11 protein-coding genes are annotated in these 16,128 nt (G+C 68.6%); 6 read left to right on the forward strand and 5 right to left on the reverse strand.

Annotation, left to right across the window (positions count from 1 at the left end; all coding sequences use genetic code 11):
* Window positions 1-40 precede the first annotated feature (40 nt).
* Together ACFWF1_RS04660 and ACFWF1_RS04665 are read right to left on the reverse strand one after the other, a co-directional pair.
* Entirely contained in the window at window positions 41-1,813 is a 1,773-nt protein-coding gene (locus ACFWF1_RS04660; RefSeq protein WP_379281860.1) for an FAD-dependent oxidoreductase, read from the reverse strand.
* A gap of 295 nt (window positions 1,814-2,108) precedes the next feature.
* Window positions 2,109-3,056 (reverse strand): EamA family transporter, encoded by a 948-nt coding sequence (locus ACFWF1_RS04665; RefSeq protein WP_379281861.1) that lies wholly within the window; start codon window positions 3,054-3,056, stop codon window positions 2,109-2,111.
* Between the two features lie 133 nt (window positions 3,057-3,189).
* Between ACFWF1_RS04665 and ACFWF1_RS04670 the strand changes: the two genes are divergently transcribed.
* Window positions 3,190-4,119, forward strand: a complete 930-nt coding sequence (locus ACFWF1_RS04670) for a LysR family transcriptional regulator (RefSeq protein ID WP_379281862.1) — start codon at window positions 3,190-3,192, stop codon at window positions 4,117-4,119.
* Between the two features lie 246 nt (window positions 4,120-4,365).
* Window positions 4,366-5,625 carry a KasA/KasB family beta-ketoacyl-ACP synthase gene (locus ACFWF1_RS04675; RefSeq protein ID WP_379281863.1) on the forward strand — a complete coding sequence of 420 codons (1,260 nt, stop codon included), beginning with the start codon at window positions 4,366-4,368 and terminating at the stop codon, window positions 5,623-5,625.
* A gap of 54 nt (window positions 5,626-5,679) precedes the next feature.
* Here ACFWF1_RS04675 and ACFWF1_RS04680 read toward each other — a convergent pair whose 3' ends face one another.
* Together ACFWF1_RS04680 and leuA are read right to left on the reverse strand one after the other, a co-directional pair.
* Window positions 5,680-7,323, reverse strand: coding sequence for a MinD/ParA family protein (locus ACFWF1_RS04680; protein ID WP_379282313.1), 1,644 nt, complete (start codon window positions 7,321-7,323; stop codon window positions 5,680-5,682).
* A 327-nt stretch (window positions 7,324-7,650) separates the two neighbouring features.
* Window positions 7,651-9,444 (reverse strand): 2-isopropylmalate synthase, encoded by a 1,794-nt coding sequence (gene leuA / locus ACFWF1_RS04685; protein WP_379281864.1) that lies wholly within the window; start codon window positions 9,442-9,444, stop codon window positions 7,651-7,653.
* A gap of 268 nt (window positions 9,445-9,712) precedes the next feature.
* Between leuA and ACFWF1_RS04690 the strand changes: the two genes are divergently transcribed.
* The 4 genes from ACFWF1_RS04690 (at window position 9,713) to ACFWF1_RS04705 (ending at window position 14,909) form a co-directional block, all read left to right on the forward strand.
* Entirely contained in the window at window positions 9,713-10,480 is a 768-nt protein-coding gene (locus ACFWF1_RS04690; RefSeq protein ID WP_379281865.1) for a sulfite exporter TauE/SafE family protein, read from the forward strand.
* Window positions 10,481-10,558: 78 nt separating this feature from the next.
* On the forward strand, window positions 10,559-12,172 hold the full coding sequence (locus tag ACFWF1_RS04695) for an alpha/beta hydrolase (protein WP_379281866.1): 1,614 nt from the start codon (window positions 10,559-10,561) through the stop codon (window positions 12,170-12,172).
* A gap of 202 nt (window positions 12,173-12,374) precedes the next feature.
* Window positions 12,375-13,997: a GMC oxidoreductase gene (locus ACFWF1_RS04700; protein ID WP_379281867.1), complete on the forward strand. Its 1,623-nt coding sequence runs from the start codon at window positions 12,375-12,377 to the stop codon at window positions 13,995-13,997.
* Window positions 13,998-14,066: 69 nt separating this feature from the next.
* The gene (locus ACFWF1_RS04705) at window positions 14,067-14,909 is read left to right on the forward strand and encodes an ion transporter (RefSeq protein ID WP_379281868.1); all 843 of its coding nucleotides are present in this window, start codon (window positions 14,067-14,069) and stop codon (window positions 14,907-14,909) included.
* On the opposite strand, the gene ACFWF1_RS04710 is transcribed toward ACFWF1_RS04705, so the two are convergent.
* Window positions 14,887-16,098 (reverse strand): low temperature requirement protein A, encoded by a 1,212-nt coding sequence (locus ACFWF1_RS04710; protein ID WP_379281869.1) that lies wholly within the window; start codon window positions 16,096-16,098, stop codon window positions 14,887-14,889. The two genes, ACFWF1_RS04705 and ACFWF1_RS04710, sit on opposite strands and share 23 nt — an antisense overlap.
* Between the last annotated feature and the right edge of the window lie 30 nt (window positions 16,099-16,128).

The following is a 16,128-nucleotide window of genomic DNA, read 5'->3' on the forward strand; positions in this document are numbered from 1 at the left end:
AGCATCCGAATCATGGTGGGCGGCCGGGAGATCGGTCACATCAGATTTGCACGTCGAACATGTTGGGCTGGCCCGCGGCATAGCGATCCGCGTCGATCCGGCGCAGTGGTTCGAGCTCGGCCGCCCGGTACAGCGTGAACTTCTTGCAGCGTTCGGCGTTCGAGCCGTCTACGTCGAGCAACGCGTTCACTGCGGCTCGGGCCGACTCGTTGGCGCCCTCCATGGTGGCCAGGTCCACGTTGGTGCGAACGTAATCGCCTGCCAGGAACAGGTTTTCGAGCGCGCCGTGCGGTTCCGGCCGGAACTCCCACGATCCGGCGGTATTGATCAGCAGCGGGTCGGCGTTGGCGTTGCGGTGCGGACCGTCCTGCCAGGTGATGCCGGGGTCGAGGTGCCAGGAGTGCAGGTCGGCGTCGCGCAGCACGTCGCCGCGGTCGTTGAGATGCGCCGCGATCTGCGCCCAGACCTCGCGGGCGATCTCGTCGTGGGTGCACTCCTTGGCGGGCTTGCCGTACAGCATGCCCGGGGTGTTCCAGTCGGAGACGTCGACCGAAAGACAGTCCTGCACGGTGCCGTCGCCGAAGTCGGTGAATTTGCGCGCCCACACCTGATTCTGGTTGATCGAGGTGAGCGCCCACGGTGCGTCGATGTAGGCGGTGTGGCCCCGGGAGATATCGGCGGGCCTGCGCAGATAGAACTGGATGCCGTTCATCCAGTCGGAGAAGAGCCGGTCCATCGTGGCCAATTCGGGGCGCACGGCGAGCACGTCGGGCGACCACAGGGCGCGCGCCTGCTCGGCGGGCACGGCGACCACGAAGTAATCGGCGTCGATGGTGCGTTGCGCGCCGGACTTGTCCACCACCCGGGCCGCGGCGATCCGGCGATCGCGCACGTCGAGCCCGCGCACCTCGGTGCCGAGCTCGAATCGCACGCCGAGGTCGCGCATCCGCTGCAGCCACGGCTCGATCCAGACCGCGTTGGTCGGCCCGTTCAGCACTCGATCGAGGCCGCCATCGTTGCCGATCTCGGCCGGGTTGCCGAGGAACTGCTCGCCCATGTTGCCGATGGTGCGGACGCTGGCGACGTCCTCCTTCGCGGCGACCATGATGCTGGTCAGCGTGCGGGAGAGCAGCGCGCGGAATTCGTGCGAGCGCGCGTTGCCGCCGACGTAGTCGCGCCAGGAGGTGTGCTCCCACTGGCCGAGGCGGCGGGCATCGCAGCTGCTGTTGAACACCAGCAGGCGGTTGGCGAAGTAGATGCCCTCAATGGCAGGCATATTCAGCGTGGTCGAGATAGTGGCGCCGAGTGTCTCGCGGAAACTGTCCGGAGTGAACCCCGTGCGGGCTCGCGGGCCGAGCGGCAGCCGGAAGTCGTCGCCGTCGCGCCGGGCGAAGCGGGCCTCCGGCACCGCGACCAGGTTGTTCCACACGCCATTGGTGTTGCCCGCGAAGGGAATTCGCCGCATGGTGTCGGGCACGTGCTGATAGAAGCCGGGGAAGAAGCGGAAGCCGTGCTCGCCGGGCAGATCCGGCCGCCCCGCGGAACCGGTGCCGGGCACCGGCACGCTGCGCGCCTTGCCGCCCCACGCGCGGCGCTCGAAAATCGTTACCTGGAAGCCACGTTCGATCAGCTCGTGCGCTGCGGTCAAGCCCGCGACGCCACCACCCAGTACCGCGACCCGCCTGCCCGGACCAGCCGCGGCAGGCCCCGATCTCAGCGCGCCGGCCGTCAGTGCCCCCGCTGTCGCTACCCCCGCCACAGCCGTTCCGCGAAGCAATGTCCTCCGCGATACGGTCCACCGATTTTCTGCCATGCGCCGCTCTGTGCCTAGCCTCGGGACCTTTATTACACGTTGTCACTACTGTAAAGCGGCAGGTCCGCACCGGCGTACCCGCCCCGCGCCTGGCCCGAGGTGAAGGCTGATTCGGTCGGCGAATGTGAGCATAGCGATATCGGCTATCGGATGGGCAAACCTGTGACGACGGTTTCTCGAACCTCTTGGCACACATAAATATCCGTGCCGCCCGGCCCGCTCGGTGGCACGAGCGGAACAGGCGGCACGGCGGGGTACGCGCGGTGTCAGGCGGCCTTGCGCATTCGCAAGTGCGCTAAGCCTTGACGAGTTCCGGCGTACCGGCCGCCGCATCGAGTTCCGCGGCCTGGGCGCGGTCGACCTTGGCGCGTTTGCCCGCGGTCGCGGCGAACGCGCCCGCGATCACGATCACGCCGCCGATCAGCGAGAGCGGCGTCGGGGTCTCGTCGAGGAACGCCCACGCGGCGGCGATGCCGACGATCGGAACGAGCAGGGTGAACGGCGCGACCACACCGGCCGGGTAGCGGCTCATCAGATACGTCCACAGGCCGCTGCCGACCACGGTCGCGAGGATGGCGGTGTAGGCGATCGCGGCCAGCGCGGGCCAGCCGGTCGCGGAGAAGGAATCGGCCACCGCGCGCAGGCCGGTGGCCGGGCCCTCGGTCGCGGCGGACAGCACGAACATCGGCAGCGGCGGGACGACCGCGATCCACAGCGTCAGGTGCATGGTGTTGAGGCCGGGGGACTCGACGGTGGCCTGCCGCGCACCGATATTGCCGAAGGCCCAGCCGAGCCCGGCCGCCAGCGTCAGCAGCACCGGCAGCACGGAGGCGTGCTCGAGGCGATCCCAGCCGATCACCGCCATGCCCGCCATCGCCACCGCGATGCCCGCCACCTGCACCGGCCGGATCCGCTCCCGCAGGAACAGCGTGCCGAGCAGCACGGTGAACGGCGCGGACGACTGCAGCACCAGCGAGGCGAGCCCGGTCGGCATGCCCGCACGCATCGCGGTGAACAGGAAGGCGAACTGGAGGATGCCGAAACCGGTGCCGTACAACAGCAGCCAGCGCAGCCGGACCTTGGGGCGCGGGACGAACAGCAGCACCGGAACCGCGATGACCGCGAAGCGCAGCGCCGCGAAGAAGAACGGCGGGAAGTGGTCGAGGCCCGCGCGCAGCGCGAGGAAGTTCAGTCCCCAGAGCAGGACGACGGTCAGTCCGAGCAGGCGGTCACGAGCGGTCATGTGGTCAATCGTGCGCGCGACTAACCATCAGAACAATCGAATTAATGTGGACTATTACTGTAGTTTTACTTCATGATCGAAGTGCCGCTCTCGGCTCGGCAAAACCGTGGCTGACCGGCCGGATGGGCCACCGATGTCGGTCGAGCGGCTCCGGGTACTGCGCGAGTTCGCCGACCGCGGCACCATCGCCGCCGTCGCCACCGCGCTCTCGATGACGCCCTCGGCCGTTTCCCAGCAGCTCAAGGTGCTCGCCAAGGAGGCGGGCGTCGCGCTGCTCGAACCGGACGGCCGCCGCGTCCGGCTGACCGACGCGGGCCGGGCGCTGGTGGTGCGCGCGGACGAGGTGCTCGCCGCGATGGATCGCGCCGTCGCCGAGATGGCCAACTACCGTGGTTCGCCGCGCGGCCGGGTCCGGGTCGCACTGTTCCCGTCGGCGGGCGCGCTGCTGCTGCCGCTGGTGCTGTCCGCGCTGTCGCACAGCGGCGTCGACCTCGTCGCGAGCGATGTCGACCTGCCGCCGTCCGAGGCCACCCGGCTGCTCGCCGACTTCGACGTGGTGCTCACCCATCGCGACGAGCGAGCCGCGCCCATCGCCGATCCGCGCATCGTCGTGCGCCTGCTCATGCGCGAACCCATCGATGTCGTTGTCGCGCCGTTCCATCGGCTGGCCGGCCACGCCGCGGTGGCGCCCGAGGAACTGGCCGACGAGACCTGGCTGAGCGTGCGCGGCGGCTATCCGATCGACGACGTGCTCCGTTCGATCGCGACGCTGACCGGTGTGCAGCCGCGAATAGCGCAGCGGCTCAACGACTTCCGTGTCATCGAAGCGTTGGTGACCAGCGGTTACGGTGTCGCGTTGATGCCCCGTTACTCGGTGGTGCACCAGGATCTGTCGCTGCTGCGCCTCACCGGCGTCCGCGCCGCCCGCATGTTCGAGCTGGCCACTCGGCCTCGGGCCGAGAGCAGTCCGGCCATCGCCGCGGTGCTCGCGGCCTTCCGTGACGCCGCGGCGAGCATTGTCGCGGAGTCGGCACCTCGGCCGACTGCGCGGCGCGAGAGCTGATTTCGCCGACTCGGAGCCGATTGTCGGCTTTCCACAGGCGGTTCCGCGACACCAGGAGGGCGCGGTTGAGAAGGTGCAGGTACAGGGATCAGCTGTAGAGCTTAGGGGGCTGAACGCTGTTGCGTCGTTGGCACATTCCCACAACTGCCGGGTGTGCCCTGTGAGAGTTCCGTACATGTCGGATCATGCATCCGCGAAATAGATTGCAGGACAGGCCGTCCGAACCGATGAAGGATTTTTGACACGATGCGTGATATCTCCGAGTTCTCCACTCGCAACGGTGGATTCCGAAGCGTGGTGGTCACCGCGGTCGAGGTCTCCTCCGCGCTCGGCGCCGATGCGGAGTCCACGTGGAAGGGCCTGCTGGCGGGGGAGAGTGGCGTTCGGGTGCTCGATGACCCGGAGGTCGAGAGCAGTCGGCTGCCGATCAATATCGGCGCGAAGTTCAAGAGCGACCCGACCGCCGAGCTCGATCGGATCAAGAAGCGGCGCATGTCCTATGTTCAGCAGGTCGCCTACGTGATGGGCAAGCGGATCTGGGCGACACTCGGCGCGCCCGAGGTGGACAAGGACCGGCTCGGCATCTCGATCGGAACGGGTGTCGGCGGCGCCGAGGTCATCGTCGACTCGAACGACATCCTGCGCGATCAGGGCTATCGCAAGGTGTCGCCGTTCGCGATACCGATGGCCATGCCGAACGGTCCCGCCGCGGTGCTCGGGCTGGAACTCGGTGCGCGGGCGAGCGTGGTGACGCCGGTGTCGGCCTGTTCGTCGGGGTGCGAATCGCTGGTGCACGCGTGGCGTTCGATCATCCTCGGCGAGGCCGACATCATCGTCGCGGGTGGCGTCGAGGGGCGGATCAACGCCCTTGCGCTGGCGGGCTTTACGAACATGCGCGCGCTGAGTTCCCGGGTGGCGGAACCGGAACGCGCCTCGCGGCCGTTCGACCGGGACCGGGACGGTTTCGTCTTCGGCGAATCCGCGGCCCTGCTCGTGCTGGAGACCGAGGAGCACGCCCTGGCTCGCGGCGCCCGGCCGCTGGCCCGGCTGCTCGGGGCGGGCCTGACCGCCGACGGCTATCACCTGGTCGCGCCGGATCCGGAGGGGCGGGGCAACGCCCGCGCCATGCGTCGCGCGCTGGAGACCGCGGGCGTCGACGGTGCGGAGGTGGACCACGTCAACGCGCACGCGACGGGGACGCCGTTCGGAGACTTGGCCGAGGCCAAGGGAATTGCCACCGCGATCGGCAAGCATCCCGCGGTGTATGCCCCCAAGTCGGCACTCGGTCATTCGGTGGGCGCGACCGGTGCGCTGGAGGCGGCGATCTCGGTGCTGAGCCTGCGCGACGGCGTGATACCGCCAACCCTCAACCTGGACAACCAGGATGCCGACATCGATCTCGATATCGTCAGTGGCGCAGCGCGATACACGGATGTCCAGTACGTGATGAACAATTCGTACGGCTTCGGCGGGCACAACGCCGCGGTGCTGTTCGGCAAGTACTAGCGAAGAGTGCGGCCCCGGTGCGTATGCACCGGGGCCGCAACGTCTTTCGGGTCGCTAGTGTCCCATCGGCCCGGGGTGGTGGTACTGCTGCGCGCCGACGTAACCGAAGTCGTCGGCGACCATCGCGCCCAGTTCCAGCAGGGCCCGCCGGGTCGGCTTGCTGACCAGTTCCAGGTCGATCTCCGCGCCTTCGGCGAGATGATCGTCGAAGGGCACCACCTGGACCGCACGGGTGCGGTCGAGGAAGAGCTTGCGCAACTGGTCCAGGTCGACCGTGGAGGCGCCGCGGCGGGAGGCGTTGACCACGACGACGGTGCGCTCGACGAGCTTGCCGTACCCGTGGTGGTCCAGCCAGTCCAGCGTGGCCGAGGCGCTGCGTGCGCCGTCGATGGCCGGCGAGGTGACCAGCACCAGCGAGCTGGCCATATCGAGCACGCCCGCCATGGCCGAGTGCATCAGGCCGGTGCCGCAGTCGGTCAGGATGATGTTGTAGAACGACTGCAGGATACCGATGGCCTTGCGGTAGTCGGCCTCGCTGAACGCCTCGGAGACCGCCGGATCCTGTTCGCTGGCAAGCACTTCCAGTCGGCTCGGCGCCTGCGAGGTGTGCGCGCGCACGTCCGAGTACCTGCTGATGTGCTGATCCTCGAGCAGGTTGCGCACGGTGGAGCGGGTCTGCCGCGGCACCCGGTGGGCGAGCGTGCCGAGGTCGGGGTTGGCATCGATCGCGATGACCCGATCACCGCGCAGCGACGCGAACGTCGAGCCGAGGCCGACCGTGGTGGTGGTCTTGCCGACGCCGCCCTTGAGCGACAGGATCGCGATCCGATAGTCGCCGCGCACCGGCTGATTCACCCGGTCGACGAGGTCGCGGTAGACGACGTCGGCCGCGGACTCGCCGGGGTTGAGCACGCCGCCGGTGGCCTTGTGCACCGCACGCCGCCAGCCGCTGCGCGGCGCGCGCCGGGCACGCTTGAGCAGGTTCAGGTCGTTGACCGAGTGGCCGGGCTGGCCGGGCGCGGGCACATGCTGCGGCTGGAACGGCTGCGCGGGCTGGTGCGGGTTCGGTCCACCCTGCCAGCTCGGCGGCGGCACCTGCCCCATCGGCGGTCCCGGCGGCTGCTGCCCCATCGGGGCGGGCGGCTGCTGATACGCGGGCGGTGGCGGCGGCTGGTGGGTCACCGGCGGAGGCGGCGGCGCCCAGCTGTAGATCGGCCCGGCCGGCTGATCGGCTTGCGGCACACCGGCTTCGGCGTGTTCCTGCGGCACCCGGCGGACCAGGCCGTCGGGGCCGATCTCCTGCCGGTATTCGCCGTAGCCCGAATTCTGCTGCGGTTCGGGCGCGATCTGGTGGCTACCGCTGTGCGCGGCCACCGGCTGGTACTGGCCGGTCTGGTACGGCTCATACGCGCCGGGTGGCGCGAACGGCCCGGCGTTCGGCGGCGCGTAGCCGCCGTACTGTTCGGCGGGGCCGGGCGGCGGCGGGAAACCCTCGGGCGGGCCGTAGGACTGCGGCGGCATCGCCGCGTGCGGGTAGGACACGGTCTGGTCCGTCGAGCCGCTGAAGTCGGGCTCGGCCGGATCCTGGTCCGGCTTGTCCGTCGCTTCGGCCGCCTCGGACTCCGCCACTTCCCCGTCGGGCTGCGCTGCCGTCGAATCGGTGGCTTGCTCCGACTCGGTGCCGTCGGCCGTGTCCACCGCTTGACTCTGCAGCCAGGGCGGTGAGGTCGGGTTGTGGTCGTTAGTTGTCACAGTTCCCCCATCTGCTCGGGACTACGAGCAGAGAGCTCGGCGCTTGAGTGCGAAACCAACGCTAGCACGGGGTTCGCGGGCTCGCGTCGCGGTATGTAGAGCGGACGCGCCCGTATGACACGCCGCTGATATCTGGTCTCCGACAGCAAGATCGAGAGCCGGGCACGGGGTCGATCAACGACCACCGTGCCCGGCTCCACCGTACTCGACCTGCGCTATCAGCGTGCTCGGTTGGCCGAGGAGACCACCGCACGCGCCGACCGCGATCGCGCTCTAGTGCGCGCGGTTCACCGCGGAGACCACCGCGCGCAGTGACGCGGTGGTGATGGAGGTGGCGATGCCGACGCCCCACACCACCTTGTCGCCGATCGCGCACTCCACGTAGGCGGCGGCCTGCGCGTCGTCACCGGCGGACATCGCGTGCTCGGAGTAGTCCAGCACCCGTACGTCGAAGCCGACCGTGGCGATCGCGTCGATGAACGCGGCGAGCGGGCCGTTGCCGGTGCCGGTGATCTCCTGCTCGACCCCGTCGACCTTGACCACCACCGCAATGGTGTCGGTGCCGCCGTCGGTCTCGGACGCGGTGACCTTCTGCCGGATCCGCTCCAGCGGCCGGATCGGGCTCAGGTACTCGCTGGCGAAGACGTCCCACATTTCCTTCGGGGTCACCTCGCCGCCCTCGCCGTCGGTGATCCGCTGCACCGCCTGGGAGAACTCGATCTGCAGCCGGCGCGGCAGCGCCAGCCCGTGATCGGTCTTCATGATGTAGGCGACGCCGCCCTTGCCGGACTGCGAGTTCACCCGGATGACGGCCTCGTAGGTGCGCCCGACGTCCTTCGGATCGATCGGCAGGTACGGCACCGCCCAGGTCATGTCGTCCACGTCGGCGTCCGCGTCGTCGGCCGCGACCTTCATCGCGTCCAGGCCCTTGTTGATGGCGTCCTGGTGGCTGCCGGAGAACGCGGTGTAGACCAGGTCGCCGCCGTACGGGTGGCGCTCGGCGACGGCCAGCTGGTTGCAGTACTCGACGGTGCGGCGGATCTCGTCGATATCGGAGAAGTTGATCTGCGGGTCGACGCCGCGGGAGAACAGGTTCATGCCCAGGGTGACCAGGCAGACGTTGCCGGTGCGCTCGCCGTTGCCGAACAGGCAGCCCTCGATCCGGTCCGCGCCCGCCTGATAGCCCAGCTCGGCGGCGGCCACGGCGGTGCCGCGATCGTTGTGCGGGTGCAGCGACAGCACGATCGACTCGCGGCGGGCCAGGTTGCGGCTCATCCACTCGATCGAATCGGCGTAGACGTTCGGCGTCGCCATCTCGACGGTGGCGGGCAGGTTGATGATCAGCGGCTTGGCCGGGGTCGGCGCGATGATCTCGGAGACCGCGTCGCAGACCTCTTTGGCGTACTCCAGCTCGGTGCCGGTGTAGGACTCCGGGCTGTATTCATAGCGCCAGTTGGTGTCGGGGTAGCGCTTCTCGATCTCCAGGCACAGCGTCGCGGCGTCGGTGGCGATCTTCTTGACCGCCGCGCGGTCGGCGCGGAACACCACCTTGCGCTGCAGGATCGAGGTGGAGTTGTAGAAGTGCACGATCACGTTCTGCGCGCCGGCACAGGCCTCGAAGGTGCGCTCGATCAGCTCGGCGCGACACTGGGTCAGCACCTGGATGGAGACGTCGTCCGGGATCGCGCCGTCCTCGATGATCTCGCGGACGAAGTCGAAGTCGGTCTGGCTGGCCGACGGGAAGCCGACCTCGATCTCCTTGTAACCCATCCGCACCAGCAGGTCGAACATGCGGCGCTTGCGGGCCGGGCTCATCGGATCGATCAGGGCCTGGTTGCCGTCGCGCAGGTCGACCGCGCACCAGCCGGGCGCGACGTCGATGATCTTGTCCGGCCAGGTGCGGTCGGGCACGGTGACCGGCTCGACCTCCTCGGCGAAGGGCCGGTACCGGAAGGTCGGCATCGAGGAGTTCTTCTGCGCGTTCCACCCGGCCTGGTCGGCCGGGGCGGGCTTGGACGGCGGCGTGATGGTGCGCGAGCCGGATACGAAGGCGTCAGCAGGGGACATGGCGATTACTCCGAGGGTGTGGTGTTTCCCAAAGGGTGGGTCGACCGGCGCGGCGAAACCCCGCGACGGGAGCCGGTCCGATCAGACCCCGTCGCGGCGGCTGAGAAGAAGTGCCCGCTGCATGATGTCGGCGAGTTTACCGTGTGGCAATACACCTGCGGAACCCCGGTCCCGTCGTCTGTTCGACCGACAGTGCCACTAGCGTTCGAGCCGGAACAAACGCTTGTACGGACCGTTTGGTCCGACGGGACGTCGAACGGATTTTCCTATGACTTGGCTGGAACAGCTGGCCGTCTTCGGTGCGGGCATCGCGGCGGGCGGCATCAACACGATCGTTGGTTCGGGCACGCTGATCACCTTCCCGGTACTGCTCGCCTTCGGGCTGCCGCCGGTGACCGCGAATGTCTCCAACACGATCGGCCTGGTGCCCGGCGCGATCAGCGGCGTGCACGGCTATCGGCGCGAACTCGCCGGACAGCGTGAACGATTGCTGCGCTTCGGCACCGCGTCGCTGCTCGGCGGCATCACCGGCGCGGTACTGCTGCTCACGCTGCCCGCGACCGCGTTCAAGGCGATCGTGCCGGTGCTGATCATCGCGGCGCTGGTGCTCGTTGTCGTGCAGCCGAGGCTGTCGCGCTGGGTCAAGCAGCGGCGCGAGGACGGCGACAGTCCCGCACCGAAACACGGCGGCCCGATCCTGTTCGTGGCGATCTTCGCGACCGGCATCTACGGCGGCTACTTCGGCGCGGCGCAGGGCGTACTGCTGATGGGGCTGCTCGGGGTGTTCGTGCACGAGGACATGCAGCGCCTCAACGGCATCAAGAACGTGCTTGCGATGCTGGTCAACGGGGTGGCCGCGGTGATCTTCATCGTGATCGCCGACGTGGACTGGCGCGCGGCGCTGCTGATCGCGCTCGGCTCCATCATCGGCGGGCAACTCGGTGCGAAGATGGGCAGACGGATGCCGCCGACCGCGTTGCGCGCGGTCATCGTGGTGGTCGGCCTCATCGCGGTGGCCCGACTGTTGATGACCTAGGAGGTGGCGGCGATCTCAGGGTGCAATTCATCCCTGCGGGGGACGACCGCCGTGTCGTTGCGGCACAAGATGATCGGCATGCGTGGGTGGAGGATCGTCGTCGTTGCCGCGCTGGCAGCGACGCTGGCGGCGAGCGGCTGCGGGGCGCCGAAGAAACATGAGCAGGCGGTGGCCGATCTGGTCGCTCAGGCCGATGCGGCGGCGACGCCACGGCTGGACTGGGCGCCGTGCCAGGAGAAAACCCTGAGCAAGCTGCAATGCGCGACGGCGGCGGTGCCGGTGGACTACGCGCACCCGGACGGTCCGACGCTCGCCCTCGCGCTGGTCCGCCAGCCCGCGACCGACCAGTCGCGGCGCATCGGCACCCTCTTCTCCGCGGCGGGCGGGCCGGGCGGCTCCGGTATCCACTGGGCGAGCACCGGTCCGATGTTCCCCGGCGAGATCGCCCGCCGCTTCGACGTGGTGACCTTCGATCAGCGCGGCGTCGGGCGCAGCTCGCCGGTGCGCTGCTTCGCCGATGCCGAAGCGGACCAACGATTCTGGGCCGGCGCGGCGATTCCGCCGGTGAACGCCGAGCAGGAGGCGGCGCAGGCGCGCTTCAGCCGCGACCTGTCGGCGGATTGCGCGGCGAACAGTGCCGCCTTGCTGCCGCACCTGACCACCGTCGACGCCGCCCGGGACCTGGATCTGCTGCGCCGAGCCGTCGGTGACAAGCGGCTGACCTACGAAGGTGGTTCGTACGCAAGCTATCTCGGCGAAGTGTACGGCGCGATCTTCGGTGATCGGGTGCGCGCGCTGAGCCTGAGCTCGATGATCGACCCGGACGCCTACACCTCCGACACCCGCGCCGAGGTCGCCGCCGCGGCCACGGGCACCGACGAGGTGCTGTCGGAGTTCTTCCGGCTGTGCGCCCAGGCGGGTCAGTCGCGCTGCGCCTTCGCGACCAAGGCACAGGCCGACCCGATCGGGCAGCTCCGCAGCGACCAAAAGGCAAGCGACGGTGCGGATTTGCGCGCCCGCGATATCACACTGCTGGACCGGCTGCGGCAGGGACCTGTGGTGGTCGGCGAGGGCGAGCATGCCAAGACGGTCAGCTACGCGAACGTAATCTCGCCGCACACACTGATGCTGTACGACCCCAAGGACGGCTGGCCCGCCCTGGCCCAACTCCTGGCCGAACTCGAGCGCGGCGCCGCGGGCAACCCCGATATCGTGCGCTCGATCCTCGACGCGAATGCGGTGCCACCCGGGTTCCTCGACTCGTTCATCGCGATCTCCTGCGCGGACAACACTTTTCCCCGCGAGCCGGAGCAATGGCCCACGATGGCAAAGGAATTGGGCACCGACAACGCCACCTTCAGTTCGTTCTGGCTGTACCTGCGCCAGCCGTGCGCCTCGTGGCCGACCCCGCAGGGCGGCTACCCGCAGCGCTACGCCGGTCCGTGGATCCTGCGCTCGGACGTCCCCGCGTTGCTGTTCAACAACCGGTTCGATCCGGTCACACCGCTGACCGCGGCACGCAAGGCGCAGCAGGCCCTGGTCAACGCGCGCCTGGTGGTCATCGAGGGCGGCTACGGCCACGACACCACCGTCGACTGCACCCGGCGCCTGCAGGAGCGTTACCTCATCGACCAGCAACTTCCCGCACCCGGCGCGACCTGCAAGGCCGATCGGGCACCGTTCACCGACTGAGTCGCGCCCCCTGCTGTCCATCTGCCGCAGGTGTTTCGTGGCCTGTTCGTCACGCTGCCGTTCCCAGCGCCGGGCCCGGCCGCCGGCCCGGCCGACGGGACAATGGAAGGGAGACAACGGATGACGGTCAGGCAACAACTGTTCAGCTAGCGGGAATACCGGTAATCTGCGCTCGGCCATGCGTGATGAGGGAGGTGGCTGGGTGCGAAGACGTGCCTTCTTCAAAGCGGCCGGTACGGCCGCGCTGCTCGGTGCTGCCGCGGGAACGTTGCGGTCCACCGCACCGGCGTCCGCGGACCCGGTGTGGAACCTGCTGTTCCAGTCGTGGGTACCGGAAATCTTTGCCCCGCTACCCGACCCGCCCGAGCACACGCCCGCGATCGTGATCGGCTCCGGCTTCGGCGCCGCGGTCACCGCGTTGCGGCTGGCCGAGGCGGGTATCGCCAACACGGTGCTGGAGCGCGGGTCGCGCTGGCCCAACGATCCATGGCGGGAGATCTTCACCGGCGACGACCTGCCGGACGGGCGCGGCTTCTGGCATCGCACCAGCTTCACCGGCGTCAGCAAGGTGCCGATGACGTTCGCCAGCTTCGGCGGCGTGCTCGACTGCACCACCTATCCGGGCATCGATGTGTGGCGCGCGGCCGCGGTCGGCGGCGGGTCGGTGGTCTTCACCGGCGCGATGGTGGCCCCGGAGCGCCGCTTCTTCGACCACCTCTTCGGCGGCACGGTCGAGTACGGCGAGCTGGATCGGGTCTACTACCCGCGGGTGCGGGAGATGCTGCGGCTCAACTCGATGCCGGGAGACATCTACGGCGCCAAGCCGTTCGCGCACTCCAGGGCGTGGGACGACCAGGTGCGCAAGGCCGGCTACCAGCCGACGCCGAACGACTCGATCTTCAACTGGGACATCCTGCGCGCCGAGTTGGCGGGCGGCAGCCGGGAGTCGGCCACCGCCGCCCGCAGCAACCTCGGCAACTCCAACGGCGCCAAGTTCGACCTCAATCAGAACTATCTGAAGTACGCGGAGGGCACCGGCCGAACCGCGATCTTCCCCGGCCATCAGGTGGAGTCCATCGCGCAGGAGCCGGGCGGCCGGTTCTCGGTCCGGGTGACGAAGCTGGCGCCGACCGGTGAGGTGCTGGGCACCCGCACGCTCACCTGCGACCAGCTCTTCCTCGGCGCCGGCTCGGTCGGTACCTCGGAGTTGCTGGTCCGCGCGCAGGCGACCGGCGCGCTGCCCAACCTCAACGAGCACGTCGGCGACGGCTGGGGGACCAACGGCGACGTGGTGCTCGGTCGCGGCGCGAGCGCGCTGGCCGGTTTCGGGCAGGGCGTGCCGAGCGCGAGCCGGATCTTCGACGAGTCGGGCCTGCCGCTCAGCCTGGAAAGCTGGTACATCCCCGGCATTCCGTTCGAGACGGGCGCGCTCGCCTCGCTCGGCATGGTGCTCGACCCGGCCCGCGCCCGGTTCGGCTACGACGCGGCCGCGAACCGGGTCGGCCTGTCCTGGCCGAGCCGCAACCGCGACGACATGGTGGCCGCGGCCCGCGCGGTCGATCACCGGATCGCCGAACGGGCCGACGCGGTGCTCGAATACGGCGCCCTCGGCTACGACGCCAACGCGTTGTTCACCGCGCACCCGCTGGGCGGCGCGGTGCTCGGCAAGGCGACCGACGGCTACGGCAGGGTGCACGGGCACCCCGGGCTGTATGTGATGGACGGTGCCGCCATTCCGGGCAGCACCGGCACGGTCAATCCGTCGCTGACCATCGCCGCGCTCGCGGAGCGCAATATCGAGGCCATCATCCGCACCGGGAAGTAGCGATCCAGCCGCAGCGCGGTCGTGCCGACTAGTGTCGGCACGACCGTTCGGCGTTGAAGGGACACCCAGGTGACAGCTGCGAGCACCACTCCGGTCAGCGAGGAACTTCCGGAGGGCGACTACCCGCGTAAACCGCCCGCGTTGTGGACCGACTTCGGCATGCTGGCCTTGGCCATCGTGTCGGTGGCGCTGGTCGTCTGGATCACCTTCTTCGACGTATCCGCGCAGACCCATCACACGATCGTGGTCGTCGACTGGACGATCTGTGGCGTGTTCGCCGTCGAGTTCCTGTGGCGCTGGCGCCGGGCGGGCTGGCCGTGGACGTTCCCGTTCGTCTACTGGTACGAGGTCCTCGGCATGATCCCGGTGACCAGCCCGTTCTTCCGCGGGTTCCGGTTGCTGCGGATCGTGGTGATCGTGGTCCGGCTCGGCCGGGTGGCCGATCGCGTATTCGGCGACCGGATCACCGCCGCGGTGGTCAACCGGTTCGTCATGACCATCGTGGACACGATCAAGCGGCCGATGACCATCGCGGTGATGGACGAGGTCGCCTCGGTGATGCGCACCGGCCACTACACCCGCAATATCGCGGCGGCGCTACAGGAGAACCGCGCCGAGATGGACGAGATGATCCTGGAACTGATCAAGAAGGACCCGCAGGCGGGCCGGGTGCGCTATATCCCGTTCCACGACGACATCATCCGGCTGATCGCCGACACCACGTTCCGCATCTTGTTCCAGGTGCTGGAGGATCCGCGCACCGATGAGCTGGTCTCGGATGTGTTGCGCGAGAACATCGATCAGATCCGGCACGCGGTGCGCAACGATGTCCGGGTGCCGCCGTCCGCGTACGGCCCGACGCCGCCCGAACACAGCGTGCGGCATCACCTCAGTCGGATACCCCGTGCCTGATCTCGTCCCTCGGCTGCGCGAATTGGATTGTTTCCCAGACGATCAGGATGGCGAGCACCGCGCACAGCATGGCCAGTGCCGCCAAGGCGGGCAGCGCGGCGGCCAATGGGATCAACGCGAGCAGCGCGACGATGACGATCACCCGCGGCAGGCTGACCTGCCCTGTCGCATAGTGTTTCGCGCCGACCAGTGCGATCAGATACAACACGACTCCGCCGTACAACGCGAACAACGGAATTCCGTACAACGCGTCTTTCAACGTGTGATGTGACTCGTCGCCGACATAGTAGAGGACTTTCTTCAAACCCAGTGACAGCGCGATGATTCCGACGATCATCGGGAAATGCCAAAAGGTGTAGGCGCCCCGCGCGATCTTGATCTGCCGCGCGCCGTCGGCATGCTTGAGCTCGTGTTCGATGGACAACGCGGCGACATCGAAATACGTCCACCACAGCAGTCCGGATACCGCGAGCCCGAGCAGCGCACCCACCGCGATCGGCCACGAGATAGGCAGTCCGGCAACGCCGATACCGATCGAAACGATCGATTCGCCGAGCGCGACGATAATGATCAGTCCGTACCGCTCCGCGAAGTGGCTGGCCGAATTCAAGCGCCAGTCGGTGCCCGCGAACAGCGTCCACAGGTAGTCACCCGCGATGGCGGCGATCCACAACCCGATCTGGACCGCGCCGGAGGTCATCGCCGCGATCACCAGCAGGGTGGTGCCGAGGGTGATCGAGCCGAGCGACCAGCGCAGCACCTGACCGCGCAACTGCGCGTCCTCGGCGCTGGCCAGCCAGAACATGCCCACGTGCACCAGCCGCACGACCAGATATGCGATCGCGAAGACCAGCGGGCCGTACCAGCCGCCGGGCAGATCGTGGAAGGCCTCGGGGATGGCGAGCGCGGCGAGGAACGCGCCGCCCATCGCGGCGAACATCGCGACCCTGGCGAAGCCCTCGTCGGCGCGAACCACGTTGCCGAGCCAGGAGTAGGCGATCCACAACCACCACATCACCGCGAGCACGAGAAACGCGCGCAGCATGTTCTTGACGCTGGTCTCTTCCGCCGCCAGGTCGGTGACCATGGTGAACGCGAAGACGAGCACCAGGTCGAAGAACAGCTCGAGCTGCGTTACCGACTCGCCTTCGGCGACCGCCTGCAGCCGAACCCGTTTGGAACCGATCATGATGCACATAGTCGCACCCCGATCGGGTCG

The sequence above is a fragment of the Nocardia sp. NPDC060255 genome, assembly GCF_042727395.1.
In the GTDB taxonomy this organism is placed as follows: Bacteria; Actinomycetota; Actinomycetes; order Mycobacteriales; family Mycobacteriaceae; genus Nocardia.

Bases quoted from the DNA above. Each gene is read 5' to 3' on its own strand.
- ACFWF1_RS04660 (WP_379281860.1), bottom strand. From the start codon at position 1,813: ATGGCAGAAAATCGGTGGACCGTATCGCGGAGGACATTGCTTCGCGGA.
- ACFWF1_RS04665 (WP_379281861.1), bottom strand. From the start codon at position 3,056: ATGACCGCTCGTGACCGCCTGCTCGGACTGACCGTCGTCCTGCTCTGG.
- ACFWF1_RS04670 (WP_379281862.1), top strand. From the start codon at position 3,190: ATGTCGGTCGAGCGGCTCCGGGTACTGCGCGAGTTCGCCGACCGCGGC.
- ACFWF1_RS04675 (WP_379281863.1), top strand. From the start codon at position 4,366: ATGCGTGATATCTCCGAGTTCTCCACTCGCAACGGTGGATTCCGAAGC.
- leuA (WP_379281864.1), bottom strand. From the start codon at position 9,444: ATGTCCCCTGCTGACGCCTTCGTATCCGGCTCGCGCACCATCACGCCG.
- ACFWF1_RS04690 (WP_379281865.1), top strand. From the start codon at position 9,713: ATGACTTGGCTGGAACAGCTGGCCGTCTTCGGTGCGGGCATCGCGGCG.
- ACFWF1_RS04695 (WP_379281866.1), top strand. From the start codon at position 10,559: ATGCGTGGGTGGAGGATCGTCGTCGTTGCCGCGCTGGCAGCGACGCTG.
- ACFWF1_RS04710 (WP_379281869.1), bottom strand. From the start codon at position 16,098: ATGATCGGTTCCAAACGGGTTCGGCTGCAGGCGGTCGCCGAAGGCGAG.